Source organism: Pantoea sp. PNA 03-3 (genome assembly GCF_003201175.1).
GTDB lineage: Bacteria > Pseudomonadota > Gammaproteobacteria > Enterobacterales > Enterobacteriaceae > Pantoea > Pantoea stewartii.
Window position 1 is genome coordinate 26,552 of sequence record NZ_QICO01000014.1, and the last position, 17,150, is coordinate 43,701.

At 57.0% G+C, this 17,150-nt stretch carries 30 protein-coding genes; 14 read left to right on the forward strand and 16 right to left on the reverse strand.

What is annotated here, in order from left to right; translation table 11 throughout:
- Positions 1-29: 29 nt before the first annotated feature.
- The 4 genes from C7433_RS22445 to C7433_RS22460 are packed head-to-tail and all read right to left on the reverse strand — an operon-like array spanning position 30 to position 1,667.
- Complete coding sequence (locus tag C7433_RS22445) at positions 30-254, reverse strand: hypothetical protein (RefSeq protein ID WP_110268972.1); 225 nt, start codon at positions 252-254, stop codon at positions 30-32.
- Complete coding sequence (locus C7433_RS22450; RefSeq protein ID WP_110268973.1) at positions 251-568, reverse strand: hypothetical protein; 318 nt, start codon at positions 566-568, stop codon at positions 251-253. The genes C7433_RS22445 and C7433_RS22450 overlap by 4 nt, the downstream gene beginning before the upstream one ends.
- Positions 569-615: 47 nt before the next feature.
- Positions 616-1,212, reverse strand: a complete 597-nt coding sequence (locus tag C7433_RS22455) for a type II toxin-antitoxin system RelB/DinJ family antitoxin (RefSeq protein ID WP_110268974.1) — start codon at positions 1,210-1,212, stop codon at positions 616-618.
- Positions 1,209-1,667 (reverse strand): hypothetical protein, encoded by a 459-nt coding sequence (locus tag C7433_RS22460; RefSeq protein WP_110268975.1) that lies wholly within the window; start codon positions 1,665-1,667, stop codon positions 1,209-1,211. The genes C7433_RS22455 and C7433_RS22460 overlap by 4 nt, the downstream gene beginning before the upstream one ends.
- 881 nt (positions 1,668-2,548) lie before the next feature.
- Here C7433_RS22460 and C7433_RS22465 point away from each other — a divergent pair.
- Positions 2,549-2,836 carry a hypothetical protein gene (locus C7433_RS22465; RefSeq protein ID WP_110268976.1) on the forward strand — a complete coding sequence of 96 codons (288 nt, stop codon included), beginning with the start codon at positions 2,549-2,551 and terminating at the stop codon, positions 2,834-2,836.
- 101 nt (positions 2,837-2,937) lie between these two features.
- Complete coding sequence (locus C7433_RS22470; RefSeq protein WP_110268977.1) at positions 2,938-3,186, forward strand: hypothetical protein; 249 nt, start codon at positions 2,938-2,940, stop codon at positions 3,184-3,186.
- 19 nt (positions 3,187-3,205) lie between these two features.
- Here C7433_RS22470 and C7433_RS22475 read toward each other — a convergent pair whose 3' ends face one another.
- From C7433_RS22475 to C7433_RS22490, 4 genes are all read right to left on the reverse strand, one after another.
- Positions 3,206-3,409 (reverse strand): hypothetical protein, encoded by a 204-nt coding sequence (locus C7433_RS22475; RefSeq protein WP_110268978.1) that lies wholly within the window; start codon positions 3,407-3,409, stop codon positions 3,206-3,208.
- A 29-nt stretch (positions 3,410-3,438) separates the two neighbouring features.
- Entirely contained in the window at positions 3,439-3,741 is a 303-nt protein-coding gene (locus C7433_RS22480; RefSeq protein ID WP_110268979.1) for a hypothetical protein, read from the reverse strand.
- 10 nt (positions 3,742-3,751) lie between these two features.
- Positions 3,752-4,078 carry a hypothetical protein gene (locus tag C7433_RS22485; RefSeq protein ID WP_110268980.1) on the reverse strand — a complete coding sequence of 109 codons (327 nt, stop codon included), beginning with the start codon at positions 4,076-4,078 and terminating at the stop codon, positions 3,752-3,754.
- Positions 4,079-4,211: 133 nt separating this feature from the next.
- The gene (locus C7433_RS22490; RefSeq protein ID WP_110268981.1) at positions 4,212-4,505 is read right to left on the reverse strand and encodes a hypothetical protein; all 294 of its coding nucleotides are present in this window, start codon (positions 4,503-4,505) and stop codon (positions 4,212-4,214) included.
- Between the two features lie 161 nt (positions 4,506-4,666).
- Here C7433_RS22490 and C7433_RS22495 point away from each other — a divergent pair, with 161 nt between their 5' ends.
- From C7433_RS22495 to C7433_RS22515, 4 genes are read left to right on the forward strand one after another with little or no spacing between them, the layout of a single operon-like run.
- Positions 4,667-5,335, forward strand: coding sequence for a type II toxin-antitoxin system RelB/DinJ family antitoxin (locus tag C7433_RS22495; protein WP_110268982.1), 669 nt, complete (start codon positions 4,667-4,669; stop codon positions 5,333-5,335).
- The gene (locus tag C7433_RS23985) at positions 5,332-5,895 is read left to right on the forward strand and encodes a hypothetical protein (RefSeq protein WP_233255824.1); all 564 of its coding nucleotides are present in this window, start codon (positions 5,332-5,334) and stop codon (positions 5,893-5,895) included. Before C7433_RS22495 ends, C7433_RS23985 begins: the two co-directional genes overlap by 4 nt.
- Positions 5,896-5,920: 25 nt before the next feature.
- A complete protein-coding gene (locus C7433_RS22510; RefSeq protein WP_110268983.1) occupies positions 5,921-6,337 on the forward strand; it encodes a hypothetical protein in 417 nt (138 codons plus the stop codon).
- Between the two features lie 48 nt (positions 6,338-6,385).
- Positions 6,386-6,943, forward strand: coding sequence for a hypothetical protein (locus tag C7433_RS22515; RefSeq protein ID WP_110268984.1), 558 nt, complete (start codon positions 6,386-6,388; stop codon positions 6,941-6,943).
- Between the two features lie 170 nt (positions 6,944-7,113).
- Here C7433_RS22515 and C7433_RS22520 read toward each other — a convergent pair whose 3' ends face one another.
- The gene (locus tag C7433_RS22520; protein WP_110268985.1) at positions 7,114-7,857 is read right to left on the reverse strand and encodes a DUF4145 domain-containing protein; all 744 of its coding nucleotides are present in this window, start codon (positions 7,855-7,857) and stop codon (positions 7,114-7,116) included.
- Positions 7,858-8,539: 682 nt separating this feature from the next.
- Between C7433_RS22520 and C7433_RS22525 the strand changes: the two genes are divergently transcribed.
- A complete protein-coding gene (locus C7433_RS22525) occupies positions 8,540-8,968 on the forward strand; it encodes a hypothetical protein (RefSeq protein WP_110268986.1) in 429 nt (142 codons plus the stop codon).
- Between the two features lie 226 nt (positions 8,969-9,194).
- On the opposite strand, the gene C7433_RS22530 is transcribed toward C7433_RS22525, so the two are convergent.
- Complete coding sequence (locus tag C7433_RS22530; protein WP_110268987.1) at positions 9,195-9,605, reverse strand: hypothetical protein; 411 nt, start codon at positions 9,603-9,605, stop codon at positions 9,195-9,197.
- Positions 9,606-9,721: 116 nt separating this feature from the next.
- On the opposite strand from C7433_RS22530, the gene C7433_RS22535 reads away from it, so the two are divergent.
- Genes C7433_RS22535 through C7433_RS22555 form a run of 5 tightly spaced genes read left to right on the forward strand, consistent with a single transcriptional unit; the run spans position 9,722 to position 12,665 of the window.
- Positions 9,722-10,420 (forward strand): type II toxin-antitoxin system RelB/DinJ family antitoxin, encoded by a 699-nt coding sequence (locus tag C7433_RS22535; RefSeq protein ID WP_110268988.1) that lies wholly within the window; start codon positions 9,722-9,724, stop codon positions 10,418-10,420.
- Positions 10,413-10,598: a hypothetical protein gene (locus C7433_RS22540; RefSeq protein ID WP_110268989.1), complete on the forward strand. Its 186-nt coding sequence runs from the start codon at positions 10,413-10,415 to the stop codon at positions 10,596-10,598. The genes C7433_RS22535 and C7433_RS22540 overlap by 8 nt, the downstream gene beginning before the upstream one ends.
- A gap of 9 nt (positions 10,599-10,607) precedes the next feature.
- Positions 10,608-11,006, forward strand: coding sequence for a hypothetical protein (locus tag C7433_RS22545; protein ID WP_110268990.1), 399 nt, complete (start codon positions 10,608-10,610; stop codon positions 11,004-11,006).
- A 4-nt stretch (positions 11,007-11,010) separates the two neighbouring features.
- Positions 11,011-11,652, forward strand: coding sequence for a hypothetical protein (locus tag C7433_RS23990; RefSeq protein ID WP_233255825.1), 642 nt, complete (start codon positions 11,011-11,013; stop codon positions 11,650-11,652).
- Positions 11,649-12,665 (forward strand): hypothetical protein, encoded by a 1,017-nt coding sequence (locus C7433_RS22555; RefSeq protein ID WP_110268991.1) that lies wholly within the window; start codon positions 11,649-11,651, stop codon positions 12,663-12,665. The genes C7433_RS23990 and C7433_RS22555 overlap by 4 nt, the downstream gene beginning before the upstream one ends.
- Positions 12,666-12,718: 53 nt before the next feature.
- On the opposite strand, the gene C7433_RS22560 is transcribed toward C7433_RS22555, so the two are convergent.
- Both C7433_RS22560 and C7433_RS22565 read right to left on the reverse strand, forming a co-directional pair.
- Positions 12,719-12,910, reverse strand: coding sequence for a hypothetical protein (locus C7433_RS22560; protein ID WP_110268992.1), 192 nt, complete (start codon positions 12,908-12,910; stop codon positions 12,719-12,721).
- Between the two features lie 212 nt (positions 12,911-13,122).
- Positions 13,123-13,305, reverse strand: coding sequence for a ribbon-helix-helix domain-containing protein (locus tag C7433_RS22565; protein ID WP_110268993.1), 183 nt, complete (start codon positions 13,303-13,305; stop codon positions 13,123-13,125).
- 272 nt (positions 13,306-13,577) lie between these two features.
- Here C7433_RS22565 and C7433_RS22570 point away from each other — a divergent pair, with 272 nt between their 5' ends.
- A complete protein-coding gene (locus C7433_RS22570; RefSeq protein WP_110268994.1) occupies positions 13,578-13,877 on the forward strand; it encodes a chromosome segregation protein ParM in 300 nt (99 codons plus the stop codon).
- A 43-nt stretch (positions 13,878-13,920) separates the two neighbouring features.
- Here C7433_RS22570 and C7433_RS22575 read toward each other — a convergent pair whose 3' ends face one another.
- The 4 genes from C7433_RS22575 to C7433_RS22590 form a co-directional block, all read right to left on the reverse strand.
- Complete coding sequence (locus tag C7433_RS22575; RefSeq protein ID WP_110268995.1) at positions 13,921-14,160, reverse strand: Arc family DNA-binding protein; 240 nt, start codon at positions 14,158-14,160, stop codon at positions 13,921-13,923.
- Between the two features lie 31 nt (positions 14,161-14,191).
- A complete protein-coding gene (gene umuC, locus C7433_RS22580) occupies positions 14,192-15,457 on the reverse strand; it encodes a translesion error-prone DNA polymerase V subunit UmuC (protein ID WP_110268996.1) in 1,266 nt (421 codons plus the stop codon).
- Positions 15,454-15,879 (reverse strand): LexA family transcriptional regulator, encoded by a 426-nt coding sequence (locus C7433_RS22585; RefSeq protein WP_110268997.1) that lies wholly within the window; start codon positions 15,877-15,879, stop codon positions 15,454-15,456. The genes umuC and C7433_RS22585 overlap by 4 nt, the downstream gene beginning before the upstream one ends.
- A gap of 145 nt (positions 15,880-16,024) precedes the next feature.
- On the reverse strand, positions 16,025-16,678 hold the full coding sequence (locus C7433_RS22590; protein WP_110268998.1) for a CPBP family intramembrane glutamic endopeptidase: 654 nt from the start codon (positions 16,676-16,678) through the stop codon (positions 16,025-16,027).
- Positions 16,679-16,790: 112 nt separating this feature from the next.
- Here C7433_RS22590 and C7433_RS22595 point away from each other — a divergent pair, with 112 nt between their 5' ends.
- Positions 16,791-17,141, forward strand: coding sequence for a DUF1496 domain-containing protein (locus C7433_RS22595; RefSeq protein ID WP_110268999.1), 351 nt, complete (start codon positions 16,791-16,793; stop codon positions 17,139-17,141).
- Positions 17,142-17,150 lie beyond the last annotated feature (9 nt).

Here is a 17,150-nt window from a genome sequence, read left to right on the forward strand (position 1 = left end):
CCTTTGCATGATGAACCCGCCGGCAGCCATCATCGCCGGCTGTTCCTTTCTGCTCTGCGCGCCTGCCTTTTCAGCCACGCCTTATGAAAATCACCCCTGACCCACTTGACGACGATCACCACGCCCAGCAGAGCGACGCCCGCCGCCGCCGCCAGTGGGTTGTACCGGTCAGGCAGAAACGTTTTGTACAGCCAGTCCACCACGGCGTAGGCACCCAGGAGGACGACCGACCAGAGCCAGGCATAGAGTCTCATACGCCTCTCCGCGGGCCGGTGATCTCAAAGACGTGAAAAACCAGCGGATGCGAATTCAGGTTCACCACGTTTTTGCCGGCAATGAACGGCATCTGCACCGTGCCAATAAAGGTGAGTCTGTCCTCCGGTGGCAGCTGGTCGCCCGTACCCGCGACCAGAAAGCGGCGCGGGGTTTCCGGTGCCGCGTTATCAACGCGCACCCACAGACAGATATCGCGTCCGACTGCACCGGCAGTCAGGATCTCTGCGCCGTCGGGCATGCTGATGGTCTGCCTCAGTTCCGCGTCCAGTACATATTTCCAGATAGTATTCATGATCACTCCGTTGTATTAAGCGGCAGCGCTGCGGGCCAGCCTGGCGGTCAGGACTTGCTGCTGTTATCCGCCTGCCGTGAAGGTCTGAAGGGACCGGTATCAACCGGGCCATAGAGGTCAATAAATGTTGCCAGCTGCCAGTACACAGCGTTGATCTGCCCGGTCATGGCACTCAGTAACGCTGACATGTTTCCGGCGGCGTCTTCCAGTACGCCCTCTGCCTGCGCCAGATGGTCCTGCATCCACTGCCAGTAAAGCCCGGTATTTTCATCCGGTTCGCGTGGCAGCGGATCGCGGCAGGCCGCCAGAGCCATAAACGCGGCCGATCCGGCAATGTCCTGCCGCAGTTGCTCGCAGCGCAGCCGGCACTGAGTCGCCAGGTAGTCACGTTCGGGGGCAGCATCAGGCAGTGCCGCAAGACTCTGCAGCGCATCGATGGCCAGTCGTACACGGATCAGCGTGTCCCGGAAAACGTCAGCGGGTGCTTCAGCGCGCTTTGACACCCGGAACGGCAGCTGGCCGTGCTGGACAAGATACAGATAAAGGTGGTTGACGGCCTCGGTCGGGCTGACGCCATGACGGGCCAGCACGTCCTCAGCCTGCGCCTTCAGCTGGTCTTCAATACGCACGGTCACGGTCTTCATTGTGGCCCCTTCACGGTGCGCGGATACTGCCAGGCGGCAACGAGCTGGCTGTCGGCGGCGCGTGCATCGAGCTGGGTTTTCTCCAGCCACCCGGCCCGGCTCAGCGGTCTTTTGCCTTCCGCGGCCTGTTCTGTCGCATACCGCGCCCAGAGACAGCCCTGCAGGTCATCGCGTTTCTGTGCGCCCAGCGGCCTGTACCGGTTCAGGTCACTGAAGGCGAGGCGGCACCATTCGTTAGCGGCGGCCAGCTGCAGCATGGCGTCAAGCAGGTGCTTATTCTCCTTTTCAATGGCAACCTGCGCGTCCGCCGGCCCCCATTTTCCTGTCTTGGCGTCATCTACCTGCATTCTGCCGGAAGGCGGCGGCGGATCGCCGGCGTTCTCCATACCCGCGATTACCGTCACCGGCAGCGCGGAGACAAAAAGCAGCGTCAGCAGGGTTTTGTTAAAAGTCATGCTTGTATTCCTTATAAGGTTCAGCTGAACGGGATAGGCTGACGGTTAAAAAGGTTTGCCGGAAATCATCAGCGCCAGCATCTGAACTGCGCAGTAGGCGCTAAGCGCTGCACATATCCCGAAGACAATACAGCCGAGTGTCATTTTATCCATCCTGCCGCTCCACTGTTATGTACTGCAACATTGCAGTGCACCATTACCTTACACCCCGGCTTAACGTACTGCAACATTGCAGTACACCATTACCTTACACCCCGGCTTAACGTACTGCAACATTGCAGTACACCATTACCTTACACCACGGCTTAACGTACTGCAATATTGCAGTACACAAATTAAATACGTTTTCGCCCGCGCACGGATTGCGGAAAAAACGAAATACACGCGAAAGGCAAAATTAACAGGGGGAGACGACAGGGGCGGGACAGGCGCGATCACTACATCTTGTGCCCGCGTCAGCTGCCTGAACCACAACATCCAGGCTTATCCACAGAAATTGGGGATAAGTGCGCCGCTGCGTCTTCTGCCGGAAAACCGCAACAGCAGAAAAAAGCGGTCACAGGGCACCGGAACGGCGCCGGATTTGCGTTTACCGGGTGACAGTTCAGTGCAGAAGAATAACGGGCGGTATTATCTGCAACGGCGGGTAACTGACCGCCGGAACGCAACCGCTGCGCACGGGCACAAAAAACGTGCGGTCTGCCGCGTTGTCCTGTGTAATGGCTGCCGTACACAAACTACCTGCGTGAGGCTCCTGTGACCCCCGACACCCCGACACCGGACGAACCGGCTGCGGATCTGCCCGCCCGCTGCGGCGGCAGGGATACCGCACACAATATTACCGATCAGATGTGCCGCGTGCCGGCCAGGGGGATTGCGCCATGACAGCCAGCCATGCGAAGCGGGTTTGCGCCTCAGACGCCGGCTTTACGCCGGCCAGCGCACGTCCGGGTGACTATGCCGCCCAGACCGCCCAGGCAACGGCCGTTCTGGAAAGACTGGCCGCCCGCCTGCACAGCGACGGTGAGCGCATCCGGCCTTCGGTGCTGGCGGTTGCCGGCATGATGAGTGAATGGTGGGAACAGGGCATCGCCGGCACGCAGGACCCGCGCGAGCACGCTGACCGCGCCCGTTTACAGGCGATGGCGGCCGCGCTGCGATCGTCTTAATCATTGCGTCACGGTCCTGAAGCCGCACGGGCTGCGCCGGTGCAGGCTACTGCTACACTACGGTGATGCGGCTTTTAACCTGTAACGGAACGGAGATAACCATGACCATACGATTTGTATTCAGCGGAACGACCCTTGCCGAATCGGCTTCGGACCGCGTGCCTTCCGTGGGCGATGAGGTGACGATCAGAACCGCAACCTATAAAAAGGGACTGGAGCCCGGCACGCTGATTTCCTTCGTCGTCAGCGATGAATTCCCGCCCCATTACGATTACAGCGGCGGCGGCGAACCGGTGATTTATATTGACGTCAATGACTATACCGTCCGGGACGCACAGGCTGAGGATTAGCCTGACGACACGGTTATTATCACCTTTCCGGCTGACGGGCCGGGCAGGCTGCGGGGGCCGGCGAACGCGCCGGCGTCAGCGCATGACCTATCATGTAAAGGCCTCCAATATAGAAGGCAGCGTAAATAATGATGGCCGTCACGTCTGTCATGTCGTTCTGCTGCATCCACGCCACAAACCCCTGAGTGCAGTTATCGATCAGCTTTTCCAGTTCTGTTTTCATCGTCTTTATTCCGCAGTTTCAGTTAAAAGTCATTCCGGCAGCTTATGGCGCTGCAGCGCGTCCCGGCAGCCGTCATAGCCCCGGTAGCACAGCGCGGCCACGATGAAGCAGAACGTGGCAAACGCAAACGCCACGCCGGCCTGCACCGGATCGAGCCCTTTCAGGGTATAACCCCACACGCAGATAACCAGCCTGAAGGCGGCCTGAAACAGCATGAACGCGCCCAGAATGCCGAAGCCCCACAGCCCGCATACGGCCGCCACCGTGCGCCTGTTCACGGCATACACCTCACCGCGCATCGGGTCACTGTTTTCCCTGTCTGATCTGTTCATAGTGTTTTCCTTATTTCTGGCCGGAAGAGTGCGCCGCAGCCAGCTCGGCCCCGAACCGCTGCTCTGTCCGCTGGCGTATCAGTTTCTTTGTCATGTTTTCCCAGCGGCTGACCGTCCTTTCCGTGCTCCAGTCCGGGTTATCAATCTTGTGCTGCACCATCTCCGGCGTAAAGGTTTCCAGCAGGATCAGAAACGCCTGTGGCGTACTGACGCCGCCATGACGTGCAAGCAGCTCCGACACGAAATGACAGGCTTCCCTGTCGTAAAAGTCCTCTCCGGGAAACAGATGATCACCCAGCCTGCTTGAATAACCCTGAAAATATTTTTCCGATTCCATTGCAGCCCTCCGGCCTGTAAACGCTGAACCTGCCAGTTTTTAACCGGTTATCCGGATACCTTTAATACCCGGCATCTTACGAAGGCCGTACAGGCAGGGATCATAAGGATATTTTTTCACAGTATATCCTTCTTTATGAGTGGCTTTCGGCATTCTGGCGGGCTCTCCGCTCCTGAAGCTCGATAGACAGTACTGACAGTGACTCCTGCAAATCACCTACCGTCAGGCTGTTATACATTAACTGCGTCTTAATACAGTCATTGTGGTTCTGACTATGCAGGTTGATGACTTCACTGACTTTTACCTTACTGAGCCCCGATACAAACCGTCTGAGACTGCTGTTATAGGCAGCCTGATGGCGAAGAATGATACTCTCAAGCAGAGCAATATCCTCTTCAATTTCCGGTACTGACAGGTCGCTGCTCATCACCTTACCCCGCATTATGTTCTGTGACAGATGCCCCGGAAGTGGGGCCTTTCATTCATCATGTCCCGCATTCCACTAAAAAAATGGCACAAACCTTGGTCATTGTAAACAAATGGCTGTACGATTGATACAGCCATATGACTATACAGAAAGGACAAAACATGACCGGATTTTTTGACCGCCCGAAGCGGGCTAAAAGCGCCCAGCTCACTGTCCGCATTGATGAGCAGCTGAAGAAGCGTGCGGAACTGCGGATGGAGGCGATAGGCATGACCGCCACTGACGCGGTGGAGCAGCTTTACCGCTATATCGCTGAGCATGGCCGCATGCCGCTGGCAACCAGCGTGGTGACGACCGACGATCCCTTTTTCCGGCAGGGTGAGATTACGTCGTTCAGTCTCAGCAGGCTGAACAGTGAAGACCCGGAAGACAACGTTCTTCGTGTGCCGCATGGCGCCCACTTTGCCGCAACAGCTTCAGCCTCATCAGACGGTAACGAAGACAGTCAGGCGGACAGCGACGCGACAGGTTTCGCCCGCCGCTTTTTGGCCTTTCTGGCAGCGCGGGGGATCAGCTGCAGTGACTCTGCGCGCTTTACGGCTGAGGTCTGTCAGTACAAATCAGTTGAGGGTATCCGCCGGACCGTTATGCGGGTCATGACGCAGAGAGGCATGTCGCATGCACAGTTTGTCTTTCACAATGAAACCGTGGCAGAGCTGCCGCGCCTGGCGGAATCGCTGCCACGCGAACTGATGACGGAATTCGGTTTTACGGCCGATGAAGCCGGCGTGGTACTGAACCAGATCCAGCCCGCGCGGAGGATGGAATGAGTAACGAATGGCCAGCCGGTGCAGAACGGCTCTCCGCGCAGGCGTTCCGCAAGCAGGTAAAGGATAAGGGCTGGATGATCAAAGCGGTGGCCGCACGCTGGCAGATTTCTGACACCTGGATGAGTAAGCTGGTAAACGACAACAGACGGGGCACGCAGTGGGATGATGCCTGCCGGGGTCTGCCGGACCTGCGCTGCGGTGTTGCGGTCATATCAGCGGCGGAACTCCGCGCGCTGAAAAAGGAAAAAGGTGGCTGGATGAACAGCACGCTGGCCGCCCGCTGGAATATGACAGAGCAGACGGTCGGTCACTTTTCCAGACAGACCTGCCGGGTGTTACTCTGGGACGATGCCTTTCGCGGCCTGCCCCATACCAGTGAGGACGCACCACCGCTTACCGCTGAAGAATTCCGGGCCCTGACGGAAAAGAAAGGCTGGACTTCAGGACTGCTGGCCGCACGCTGGGCCGTCTCACCCGGACAGCTGTCTGAAACGGTGAGCACCCCTGACCGGGGTTCTTTCTGGGACGATGCCTGTCGCGGTCTGCCCGACTTTATCTGATTAACCGTTTGCAAAAGGAGCTCCCGTGAAAACAAGCCTCCGTGGTTTACTCCGCTCGCCTAAAGCCATCTTCTTCATCTCGCTTACCCTGTATTTTTTATGTCAGTGCGCAGACCTGCATGTAGCGGCGTCCGGCGCCTCACCGTGGCAGCAGGCGGTGAGCGGCCTGTTTTTTAACATTGTTTTCCCGGTACTTCTTTACTGGCGGCTTTTAAGGGTGGCACATCCTTTCCTGCGCGACCCTCGCATGCTGCCGGCCATGCACTGCGTAGCCGGGCTGTTTGGAACCATTCAGCTTCATACGTTTTCAGACACGCTGGTAGGCTTTTCAAGGCCCTGGCCCGTACTGTGGCTGGTCCTGTTTACCGCTGCACAGCTGATGACGCTCGCGGTACTTTTCCTTCTGTGCCGCCGGTTTTTACGGATTGCCCGTGCACGGTGATAACCGCTTTCTGTCGCTTAACATGACACACACAGTTCAGGAGTAATAATGGGCACCACTATTCAGACCTGCGCGGAAAAACGCACGCCGGAAGGCTGGAAACAGATGGACGACGCGGTATTTCCCCGACCGCCGTCTTACATCGATGCCGGCGAACCCGCCTTCAGCCCTGAGCCGTTCAACTACCAGAGCTACGGTATGTTTGCGCTGTTTGCCGGCGTGCGTAACCGCAGCAACGGTCCGGTGCTGAGTACGCCCCGCGGCTTTCCCGAAGACATCACGGAATCTGCATTGCTGCATCTGGTGCCGGAAATTAGTCAGATCGAAACGGGGTGCGGTTACGGCGGGTTTGAAACGGAGCTGCCCGATTCAGTGGCGGACCGCATTGCAATGGCCGATAAGGAAAGTTATGGCCACAGCTGGCTCTCTGCCGCCGAGCTGCTGGCCTTCGACTATGACCGGTCATTTACCGATGTGAACGCCGTACCGCCGCTGGAAACGACCTGCCGGGAGTTTCTGGGCGAAATGTACTTTATTCATCTGGAAGTACTGAGGGAGCTGAACGCGGCGCAGGACATGCGCATACTGTTCTGCTTCTGCGGATAAGGCGCCGTGGCGGTTTATCTGCCTGTTATCGTGCGCTATACTGAACGGGCCAAAAGAGAATTTCACCCCGCTGCACGACGCTGACCGCGAATCAGCTGACGGCACCGGCAGAACAGCCCGCCCCGCAAAGGCGGGCTTTTTTGCGCCCGCGTCCTTTTTACCCTGTGCGTTTATTTTTTCCCGTATGTCGCCTTCAGCGTGGCCACCATTTTTGCGTGATCGGGTCGCAGCGCAAACAGCTGCTGTATAAGTTCGTCAAGGATCTGGCAGGCCCCCTCGACGTGGGAACGCCGGATTCGCCCGTCCGTATGGCTGCCATGATTGCCCAGGTCTTTCAGGGCATCAAACGCCGCGAAGTGATCACCCAGCGTTGCCTCGCTGTCCCGGATGCGTCGGGCAAGCGGGATGCGTTTCGGCGGATCGCCGTCCGTGAGCCGGGCGATGCTGAGCTCGTCAAGCAGCAGCTCCAGTGTCACGCGCAGCGCGTTGACGGCCGCATTGAGGCTGACCGGTATCAGCGCGGCGATTGTCTCCAGCTGATTTTTCACGCCCTCCGGACAGGCTACAGGCAGGCGAAACACCGGCAGGGGCGGGACAAAGGTGATGGCGCGATAGAGCGTATACCAGCCTGTCTTGCGCATCTGTTCATCGAAATCAATCATGCCCCGCCCCGTACCGGCTACCGCCACGGATTCCCGGCAGTCAGCCCGGCTGCACTCCAGCATGCAGCAGAACACTTCCCGGTCGTCCTCTTCGGTATACCAGTCCTCGCCGCGGTGGCGCAGCGAGTCAGCCGTATCCCGCGTGGTAAAGGAATCCGGCACCAGAACCAGCGAAGCGTTAAGGCAGGCCGGACAGCGCCACGCGGGCAGCCTGTCGGAGGTAAAGCTCTCATAAGGGAAGGGACCGGGCATCGGGTTTCATCGCAGCAGGAGGGAGGTGAGAGAAGTGTACACGCGCGCCACGACTTCGTGCTATGCGATTTCACTGCCCCGCTCTCAGCCCCTGAATATAATGAGATAACCGGAAACAGCTTATTAAAGCTTCAAAAATCACAGGGGGAAAAGATATTTTTTATTAAAAAATCGCGCGGTCTTTTAAAATATATTCGGCCATTTTTGTATTTATATTGGCTCGTTAAAAGTCGTGAAAAATCGCAAAGCCTTATATCATGCGGTCCGACAACCCATTACCACACTGAAAACCATAATGGAAGCACTTTTACAAAAAACTTGACTTTTTATCCGTAACCTGTTAAAGTGACTGCATAAATCGCTGATGGGTTCAGCGGTGAAAACTGGTAATCAGGGTCCGGAAGATATGAAATGAGCACAGCGTAAAGCAGATAACGGTGATCCGGATCGGAACCAGTTTATGCCCGGCGTGTGTCAGACACTCCGGGTATTTTTTTGTCTTAACGCAGTAAACGATATTTAAGGATACGGGGGTGAACTATGCGACGACGATAACCGACAGGCAGTAAAGCAGTAAAAACCGGATATTTATTTTTTAAACCATCATTTGGAGAAATGGCTATGAGAACGCCAGAAACGTTTATCAGAACCCAGAACCAAAATAATAAGAGTGAGATTTATAATGCTAAAACTGATGAAAAAGAGGGTCAACCGCAAGACCAGAAACGGCGATACCAGCACCACCATTTACACTTTAGAGCGTATTCCGGACCGCCGTAATCGTGATAAAGACGAACCGCCGGAAGCGGCTGAGCCGGAAAATAAAGGCTGGTTCAGGCGAGAGCTGAAAGAAATCAGAAACACGATCATTGAAGCGTCATTCAATAAGGCGTGGCATACCCCGATTTATATCGCGGTGTATGGATTTATTCAGCTCTACCTTCCGGGACTGATGGTACTGGTGCCGTGGCTGCCGCCGGTTGTGTTCTCAGCTGCAGCGGGCTATGTGGCCTATATCACCGGGGCGCTGCTCCTTTTCTACCTGCGCAGATTCGTGGTCTGGGCAGCAGGAAAAAGAAAGCGCAGATCAGCGGGAAAAAGGAAACAGTAATAAGAGTGGTCGCTCATTTACTGTGTAAATAATAACACAGCCTTACTGCCGGGGTCAAAGTCCGGCAGTAAGCAAACGAAGAAATAAAGGGTTCAGGCATGAAAACACTGATATTTTAGATTCCACAAACGTTTAACAGGGTCATATTTTTCTGAGCATCACGCTGTTATTTGACGGCGGGGACAGGTGCAACTTTTAATATCTTGTTACCCTGTTAATTTGTTTGTTAGCGGTAGCGGCGGCCGTACTCACGCTGACACGCCTCGCGCCTGCGGTCACGCTGGATCTGCCCGGTCAGCCGGCCTGTCAGCCAGTATGGCTGCAGTATCCATACGATTGCCGTCAGCATCAGCGGCGACCATATGATCCAGTCCGCTATTGAGGTAAATGGCACGCCGGCCCGAATAAACACTGACAAGGCTATTACCCCGATCAGCCGCATGGTCCCGCTTAAAGAGGGAAACGTCTTAAGCAGAGCGGCGGTAACGCCAAAACCACACGAGAGCAGACCTGCCGGCAGTCCCGCGCACAGGATCAGGAAGCGCCACCTGTCACCGCCGTGCAGCGCCGTCCCGTATTCTGCCAGTTCGTGCAGTGTATTCAGATGGTCCAGGACGTCGATTTCAGGGATCAGCATGGTTAGCTCCGAAGGTACGATATTGCGTGATGTTGAGTGGAATTTAAACTATAGCTTTACATTCAGCTTTACAAGCTGTAATTAACTCCGCATCACTTCTCAGACACGGAATCCGTATGCCAGATAAAAAAGTGACCGTTATTGCCGGTGAAACCGGCCCCGGTAAAACCCTCCCGCTGCGCAAAGTCATGCTTAATATCCGCATCGCTGAAGAGCTTAAAAAGCGGGCCGAAGCCATTCTGACCAGCCAGAACATCTCTGCCACCGACGCCGTCACCAGCCTGTACCGTTTTATTGTTGAGCACGGTCGCCTGCCGGTGCAGCAGCGTATTGTCACCGCTGAAGAGCCGGTTGAGTTTGTTCTTGCCGACGCCTCGCAGCTTGCATCAGCTTATCAGCCAGGCGAGATCCGGACCCTGCTCAACAATACCAACGTCACCATAGAGTTTGCTGATGGCGGCAGACGCCGCGCGTTTCTGGCGGAGGATGGCGTACAGTTTGCCTACCGCTTCCTGGCCTTTATGAGCGGACAGGGCATCGGCTGCAGCGAGCCGCAGCGCTTTGTCGGGCTGGTCAGCGGTCAGGAAGGCGAGTCACCGGCGCAGTCCCTGCAGGCCCAGATTGTCGCCCTTCTGACAGACCTGCGCGATCACGGCCTGACATTCAGCAAGAGCGGCGACACCAGTTGGGCACTGCCGCCCCATTCGCTGATCAGCGAGCTGAAAGCAGAGTTTGGCTTCAGTGACGAACAGGCGCAGATCGTACTGGCGCAGATCCGCCCCGGCGGCAACAGTGAGGAACACACCAATGGATGAGACCGTTCGTGACTACTACGAGTCAGCTGAAAACACGGCCATTTCCCGCCGGCGCGCCCTGGAAGAGCTTCGCCGCCATCAGCAGGATGCGCCGGAAGACGTGGCGGAATTTTACGCTGACGTGGGTGACTGCGATATTTATCAGGCGCAGGCCGTACTGCGCTGGCTGGGATACTGAGGGGCAGACATGGCCAGAAAAATAAAAGCCAGACCACGCTCGATACAGCTGGCCATTATGGTTCACCTGAGTATCGTGCTTGTCGCGGCCGTCATTGCGCTGACGCTGGAATACCACAACCTTATAGTCTTTCCGCCCACCTGGATTGTGCTGACTGCCGGGTACGGACTGGGCGGGGCAGAATGCCTCTGCTCAGGCCTTTCGGGACGCACGATGATCAAACGGTGGCTCACCGGCTTCGCGGGTGGCATTGCTGTCGGCATGGCAGCATTCGCCTTTTTGTATTCAGGAAGCGCATACCAGCGTGCCGCCGCGGCCGCTGAAGTCGAGACGCATCCGGAGAGGCTTACCCCGGAGCAGTTCAGTAAAATATATCCGCCGCTGGCCATTCAGGAAAAGAGGGACTGACTGCATGCTTTACATGTTGCTCTGCATTTTATTTATGGGAATGTCGTTTCAGCTGATGTTCCGAACCGTAACCGAAATTGGCGCAGGCCGTTTTACCGGTAATCGCCTGGAAGTCCTCGCGCTGGCCATGCTGCCGCTGGCGCTGGGATCACCTTTCCTCGCAGGCTTCTACACCCTTGACCGCGCCATGACCCTCGATCAGCTATCCCGTGCCTCATCATACGCACAGTGGGCAGGTCTGGCGGCCGCCGTTATTCTGACCGTGCTTTATGCGCGCCGTGCCTGGCGGGCATCGCGCCGCTTCTGGTACTCGGGGCTTGTCGTGGCCGGCGCACTGCTGACGTTCATCTTTGCCGACAGCCTGCAGTTTGTTTCGCGCCAGGATGCCGGCGTGATGGCCACGTTTGTGCTGGCAGAGGGAAGCGGGAACGACGTGGACTGCCCGCAGCCGGCAATGCTGATCCATTACACAAAAGGCGTGCCGGCTGACTGGCGCTGCCCGAAAGGCATTGCGATGATGTCTGATTCCTCACGCCCCTTCGTGCCCTGGCCTGACTATCACAGCGGCCGCAGTCAGCACCTGACGACCGTACTGGATACGCTTACTGACAGCGCACAACGCACAGAAAGGAGCCCGAAATCGTGAAAAAATTCCCGCAACCTGCCAGCCTGGTATCGCTGCTGCTCACCTGCATTGAAGGCATGGGGCTTGTATTGATCGCCTGGGTAGCCCTGAAGCATTTAAAGGAGCCGGCCACGGCGCAGGCGCAGCTGATGTTCAACGTCATTGTGGTCATCGGGGCTGTAATCATCCTGTATCAGATGTACAAAGACTATTCCCGCACCGGACCGAATCCGCGCGTCATGCTGTACGGCGCCGTTGCGCTGGTTTCGGTTCTCGCCGTAGTGGGTAACTTCGGTGACGATATGGTACGTGAACCGGGCTATCTGGCGCTGTTTATCGGCGCGGTGGCATTTTGCCAGATCGTAAAACTGAGCTGTCAGCTGGCAAGCAGCCAGCCTGACACTCAGCGCCTTTACGACGTGCGCCACGGCATGCCCGTTACGCTGCAGGCGCGCACGGCCACCGGACGGGACCGGCGCTTCATCGCCGCTCATGAGGCCGGACACGCACTGCTTTATGCGGCCTGGTCGCCGTATCCTGACAGTCTCCGGGTAGTGGTAAAAGCCGGCTCTGACGGCAGTAATTCGCTGGGTTACGTCAACGATGGCCAGCAGCGCCACCTGCTGACGGATAAGACGTTTGCCGAGTGGAATATGCTCATGTCACTGGCGGGCAGCGCCGGCGAACGCTGCTACACGGGCGAGATGTCGCTGGGCGCGATCAATGACAACCAGCGCTGGCTCTCCGTGGCCATACCGTATCTGAGCTGTTACCCGCAGAGCGGTATTTTCTACCCGGACCCGGCATCCCGGCTTGAAATCGAGGTCAACCAGCGTCACCTGTCCGCACTCAGGACCGCACAGAATGCCCGGCTTGAGGCATTTTTTGACCGTAACCGGGAAGTGCATACCCGCCTGACGGAGGCGCTGCTTGCCGGCAGCGCGCTGACCGGTGCCGATCTCCATCCGTTCTTTGCCGACGTGCAGCTGCCCGACGATATACCGCGACCGCAGAACGTGAACACGCAGGCCTGAGCAATCTCTTTTCCCTGTCTCATTTCACTGAAAGGGCGGCGCAGCCGTCCTTCTCAGTGCAGAAAGATGTACCAGAACTTCCAGTAATAGTCTGCCCAGCCAATCAGCACTTCCTTACCGTCCACTACGCCCCAGGTATGAAAGTCCGTGTCATCGCGGTGCAGGCTCTCTGCGGTGCGCACGCGGCTGAACTGGTGAAGGTAGGCGCGGTATTCATTTTCAGTGACGTATTTACGGATGGCCATGTTCGATCTCCTGTACGGGTGTCTGTTGCTCAGGCACGAACAGGATGCGGGCAAGCGGGGGATGCAGGGAGGAAGTGAGCGGCAGGTGCGGCCCGCAGCACGGCGAGGACACGGCAGCGAACGCCTTGCAGCCCGCGCGCGCGCTTCCAGGGTCTGAAATGGCAACAAACCGTACAGGGGAAACATGCGGCGGGACCGGATGCCGGTGAAAATCAGCGCCCGTCGTCAGTTGGCACAGCGACACCGTGCTTGGTGAGCAGATCCGCAATGGCCTCATCGAGCAGGCGGCTTTTCGGAATGCGGCTTGTGCGGGCAAGCTCGTCAAACAGGGGCACAAGTTTGTTTTCAAGGGATGAAGTAAATCGCTTCCGGTTTTTCAGAAAGGGCTCAGCCATTGGTTTCCGTCCTTAAATTATCAGACGGACAGTGTAGATAGCTGGCGCATAGATTAAAGTGGTTGCACATAGTGCCTATGTAGTGCTATATAGTACATAGCAACAGCGAACGACCAACACCAGAGAAAACCCCAGCCGCCGATAAGAGCGGCTTTTTCTTTTCCCGCAGTCAGTCAGCTTTATTGCTGCGACACCCGAGCTGACCTACACTCTGCGCTAACAATCCTTAATGATGTGACACATCATTAATTTTTAACAGGAGATCACCGGGTATGCGCCTGTCTTCCGTCCAAAAAGATGTGCTGTTTGTCCTGTGCGGGCTCACCCGGCGTGGCCAGATGAGCAATCCGCTGCCGGCGATGCAGCTGCTGACCATTCTCAATCAGGCCAGACTGCAGCCGGTTGCCGACACAAATTTCCGCCGCTCCTGCCATACACTCGCAGGCCACGGACTGCTGAAGCGCTATCGTTATCATCAGTCCCTGAATCTGGGCTTTGATCTGACGCCGAAGGGACTGGCGCTGGCCGAAGAAATCTACAACGCGCGCCTAGAAGAGGCTGAACCGTCCTGATCCGGAACGGCGTCAGGGGTGTTTAAGCTGCCGCGCGGGCCGCTCAGTCTCTTCCCTCAAGCATTGCCACACGCTCTTCAAGTGCTGAAATCCTTTCTTCTGCTGTTGCCGGCGGCTCGTCCGCCAGACCCTCTTCGTGCCGTTCAATCCATGCCGTGATCGCTGCCACCATTTCAGTGTTGGCTGACCTGTGGTGGCGTCCTGCCAGAGCGTACAGCTTTTCCTTAAGCTCTTCAGGCAGTCGCAGATTGACCTGCGGATGACGGTAGCGACGTTCACTCATAGTGGGTTATTCCTCCGGTTAGCTGCCTGCATTATCGCAGAAAAGCCGCCGGAATATCCTTCCATCGCGTGGTATAGGCGGGTGAGAGAAGGTCACGGCGCATGGCGTATGACGGATCGATGCCCTCGCCGGCAAAGAACACGCGCGATCGTCCGTCACGGTTAATTTTATCCAGCGTCGCCATCAGGCTTTCACTGCCGCGACGAACCGACGGCGGCGTAAAGAGGTCCAGCTGCGTTTCGCGGTCCTGCAGATCAGCCAGCATCACGCCCGCTTTGGCATAACGCACGCCGTCACGCCAGATACGCGCCAGCCCGGTCTGAGCTGCCTGGATGATGTCGCGCGTGTCCTGCGTGGGCATTGTCAGCACCTCGGTTGCCTGATTGCCGTAGGGCGCACCCTGCGTCTCATAGGCACTGCTGCGGATAAATACGGACACCACGCGCGCCCAGCGCTTCTCCTGACGGAGCTTTTCCCCGGCCCGCGTGGCGTAGCGGGTGACGGCCTGCTGCATATCTGCCAGCTGCGTGACGCGCCCGCCAAATGAACGTGACACAACCAGCTGCTGTTTGGCCCCGGCGCCTTCCTCCAGGGCAAAACAGACCTCGCCGCGCAGTTCGCGGATAGTGCGCTCAAGCGTCACGCCGTACAGCCGGCGCGCCAGCCGGATATCCATCTGCGCCAGCCCCAGAGCCGTCGTGATCCCCATACCGGCCAGCCCCTTTTCTGTCCGGTGCCCGACGCCCCACACATCACCGGTTCCCACCAGGCTCATGAGTTTTTTCAGCCTGTCCGGATCGCTCAGCGCGACAACGCCACGGGTCGCGGGCCAGGTCTTGGCAGCATGGTTGCAGAGCTTGGCCAGCGTTTTATTCAGGGATACCCCGACGCCACACGTCAGGGTGGTCTGGCGCTGCACCTCGGCGCGCAGCTGCCGGCCGAACGCCTCCGGCGACATCACCTGACTCATGTGAGACGCATCGGCAAACAGTTCGTCGATCGAGTAAACGAAGGTCCGGGGTGCCAGGCTTTCCACGACGGCCGCAAAACGCGCGGAAAAGGAAGCGTAGAGAGTGTAATTGGAGCTGAAAACGGCCACGTTGTTCTTTTCCAGCACCTGCCGGCAGCGGAAATAAGGTTCACCCCGCTTCAGGCCCAGCGCTTTCGCCGCCCGGTTAATGGCGACAAGCGCCCCGTCGTTGTTACTGAGGACGACAACGGGCCGCCCGCGCAGATCGGGCCGGAAGGCTTCTTCGCAGCTGCAGTACATGGAATTCACGTCAATCAGGGCCATCATGGGGCATGGCTCATTACAGTGAACGTCACCACGCCCCAGATCTGCAGCGTATCCGGATCAAAGCGGATGGGTGCAAAAGCCGGGTTAAGGGGCATCAGGCAGGGGTAGGGGCGCAGCTGCAGCTGCTTGACCGTGAACTCATTGTCGATGCTCGCGATCACGATGCTGCCGTGACAGGGCTCTTCCGCACGATCGACAACCAGCACGTCGCCGTCATGAATGCGTGCATCGCGCATGGAATCCCCGGTGACCCGCAGGAAAAAGGTCGCAGAAGGCCGGCGCACGCAGTAGTCATGCAGATTCAGCTCATTTTCTTCGTAGCCTGCTGCAGGGCTGGGAAAGCCGGCCGCCACAGGCTCGGCAAATAACGGCAGCAAAATACCTTCGTCAGAAGGCAGGGGAGTGATCCGCTCCAGCGCCATAATTGTCAACCTTTTAATACTGTATTTTTAAACAGTATATGACTGAGATTCGGCCGCTGGCAATGCCGGCGCAGAAGGTTGTGCCGGCAATTACGCTAGTTGGTTGATTCAGGTGAGAATTACGGAAAGGCTCGCCAGCACGTCATTATCCCAGCAGCAGACCCAGCGCGGTTGCCTCCATATGCAGCAGAACCGGCAGCAGAAGCCCGCCACTGCGTATGCGGGCCGCAGACGTGATGAACCCAACCATAAACATTTCTGCGAGCGTACTGACGTTCTGATACTGCGTATGCACGGCGGCGAACAGCAGGGAAATCAATACGGCACCCAGCCAGCCAGTCCAGCGGTACTTTGACAGGAACACGTTCAGCATGATCCCGCGAAACAGGGTTTCCTCATTCAGCGGCGCCAGGATAAAAATGGTCAGCGTGGTGCTCAGAACGCCGGCGGCGGTTTTTCCGGCGTAAAGCTCCGACACGAACGCTTCAGCCGGCTGCCCGGCGGCTTTGCCCCAGAGATATTCCGCGACATACACAGCGGCCATCGCGATAACGAGCCACAGCGCCCCCACGTTGCGAAGCTGTCCCGTTACCGGCAGCGGTGCTACCCAGCAGCGGTAGGCGAAAAACACACACAGAAGGTAAAGCAGTACGGCACCATGCCCCACAAACATACTGTGCTGTCCTGCACCGTACAGCATGACCGCCTGCCCCATAACAAACAGAGTTCCGTAAACGATCGCGAAAGGCGAGAGCCAGGCGATCATGTAACTCAATAAATTTTTGTGCGGATAGTGCATTTTTACTCCTGTCTGAACTGAATACGTTTTGACTTGACTTTGATAGTTTCTACCCTGTTAATTTAAATGATTCTTTCATCCAATACCGGATTTTTTAACAGGAGAATGAGAAATGAAGTTAACTACGAAACTGGCTTTGATGTTCGCTGTTTCCGCTGTCAGCAGCAGCGTACTGGCAGAAACAATAGTGGCCCCTGTTTCAGATAACATTATGAAGCAGCAGCTTGCTCAGCAGGCACAGACCAATCAGCTACTTCAGACACTGATCGCTCAAAACTCGTCTTCCGCTGTATCCCTGACCGACACACAGAAAAAAACCGCCTGTGTGTATGACAACAAATACTACAGTGGTGGTGCCCTTATCACTGTTGGCGCAATGACGATCCGCTGCGGCCGTGACGGTGACTATCCGGCCTGGAAAGATCTGAATGACGGAAAAACCGTATCACCTGACAGCAAATGATATTCACCC

What these genes read in the sequence shown, in the direction of transcription:
- C7433_RS22445 (WP_110268972.1), bottom strand. Translation starts at nt 254, where the DNA reads ATGAGACTCTATGCCTGGCTCTGGTCGGTCGTCCTCCTGGGTGCCTAC.
- C7433_RS22450 (WP_110268973.1), bottom strand. Translation starts at nt 568, where the DNA reads ATGAATACTATCTGGAAATATGTACTGGACGCGGAACTGAGGCAGACC.
- C7433_RS22455 (WP_110268974.1), bottom strand. Translation starts at nt 1,212, where the DNA reads ATGAAGACCGTGACCGTGCGTATTGAAGACCAGCTGAAGGCGCAGGCT.
- C7433_RS22460 (WP_110268975.1), bottom strand. Translation starts at nt 1,667, where the DNA reads ATGACTTTTAACAAAACCCTGCTGACGCTGCTTTTTGTCTCCGCGCTG.
- C7433_RS22465 (WP_110268976.1), top strand. Translation starts at nt 2,549, where the DNA reads ATGACAGCCAGCCATGCGAAGCGGGTTTGCGCCTCAGACGCCGGCTTT.
- C7433_RS22470 (WP_110268977.1), top strand. Translation starts at nt 2,938, where the DNA reads ATGACCATACGATTTGTATTCAGCGGAACGACCCTTGCCGAATCGGCT.
- C7433_RS22475 (WP_110268978.1), bottom strand. Translation starts at nt 3,409, where the DNA reads ATGAAAACAGAACTGGAAAAGCTGATCGATAACTGCACTCAGGGGTTT.
- C7433_RS22480 (WP_110268979.1), bottom strand. Translation starts at nt 3,741, where the DNA reads ATGAACAGATCAGACAGGGAAAACAGTGACCCGATGCGCGGTGAGGTG.
- C7433_RS22485 (WP_110268980.1), bottom strand. Translation starts at nt 4,078, where the DNA reads ATGGAATCGGAAAAATATTTTCAGGGTTATTCAAGCAGGCTGGGTGAT.
- C7433_RS22490 (WP_110268981.1), bottom strand. Translation starts at nt 4,505, where the DNA reads ATGAGCAGCGACCTGTCAGTACCGGAAATTGAAGAGGATATTGCTCTG.
- C7433_RS22495 (WP_110268982.1), top strand. Translation starts at nt 4,667, where the DNA reads ATGACCGGATTTTTTGACCGCCCGAAGCGGGCTAAAAGCGCCCAGCTC.
- C7433_RS23985 (WP_233255824.1), top strand. Translation starts at nt 5,332, where the DNA reads ATGAGTAACGAATGGCCAGCCGGTGCAGAACGGCTCTCCGCGCAGGCG.
- C7433_RS22515 (WP_110268984.1), top strand. Translation starts at nt 6,386, where the DNA reads ATGGGCACCACTATTCAGACCTGCGCGGAAAAACGCACGCCGGAAGGC.
- C7433_RS22520 (WP_110268985.1), bottom strand. Translation starts at nt 7,857, where the DNA reads ATGCCCGGTCCCTTCCCTTATGAGAGCTTTACCTCCGACAGGCTGCCC.
- C7433_RS22525 (WP_110268986.1), top strand. Translation starts at nt 8,540, where the DNA reads ATGCTAAAACTGATGAAAAAGAGGGTCAACCGCAAGACCAGAAACGGC.
- C7433_RS22530 (WP_110268987.1), bottom strand. Translation starts at nt 9,605, where the DNA reads ATGCTGATCCCTGAAATCGACGTCCTGGACCATCTGAATACACTGCAC.
- C7433_RS22535 (WP_110268988.1), top strand. Translation starts at nt 9,722, where the DNA reads ATGCCAGATAAAAAAGTGACCGTTATTGCCGGTGAAACCGGCCCCGGT.
- C7433_RS22540 (WP_110268989.1), top strand. Translation starts at nt 10,413, where the DNA reads ATGGATGAGACCGTTCGTGACTACTACGAGTCAGCTGAAAACACGGCC.
- C7433_RS22545 (WP_110268990.1), top strand. Translation starts at nt 10,608, where the DNA reads ATGGCCAGAAAAATAAAAGCCAGACCACGCTCGATACAGCTGGCCATT.
- C7433_RS23990 (WP_233255825.1), top strand. Translation starts at nt 11,011, where the DNA reads ATGCTTTACATGTTGCTCTGCATTTTATTTATGGGAATGTCGTTTCAG.
- C7433_RS22560 (WP_110268992.1), bottom strand. Translation starts at nt 12,910, where the DNA reads ATGGCCATCCGTAAATACGTCACTGAAAATGAATACCGCGCCTACCTT.
- C7433_RS22565 (WP_110268993.1), bottom strand. Translation starts at nt 13,305, where the DNA reads ATGGCTGAGCCCTTTCTGAAAAACCGGAAGCGATTTACTTCATCCCTT.
- C7433_RS22570 (WP_110268994.1), top strand. Translation starts at nt 13,578, where the DNA reads ATGCGCCTGTCTTCCGTCCAAAAAGATGTGCTGTTTGTCCTGTGCGGG.
- C7433_RS22575 (WP_110268995.1), bottom strand. Translation starts at nt 14,160, where the DNA reads ATGAGTGAACGTCGCTACCGTCATCCGCAGGTCAATCTGCGACTGCCT.
- umuC (WP_110268996.1), bottom strand. Translation starts at nt 15,457, where the DNA reads ATGATGGCCCTGATTGACGTGAATTCCATGTACTGCAGCTGCGAAGAA.
- C7433_RS22585 (WP_110268997.1), bottom strand. Translation starts at nt 15,879, where the DNA reads ATGGCGCTGGAGCGGATCACTCCCCTGCCTTCTGACGAAGGTATTTTG.
- C7433_RS22590 (WP_110268998.1), bottom strand. Translation starts at nt 16,678, where the DNA reads ATGCACTATCCGCACAAAAATTTATTGAGTTACATGATCGCCTGGCTC.
- C7433_RS22595 (WP_110268999.1), top strand. Translation starts at nt 16,791, where the DNA reads ATGAAGTTAACTACGAAACTGGCTTTGATGTTCGCTGTTTCCGCTGTC.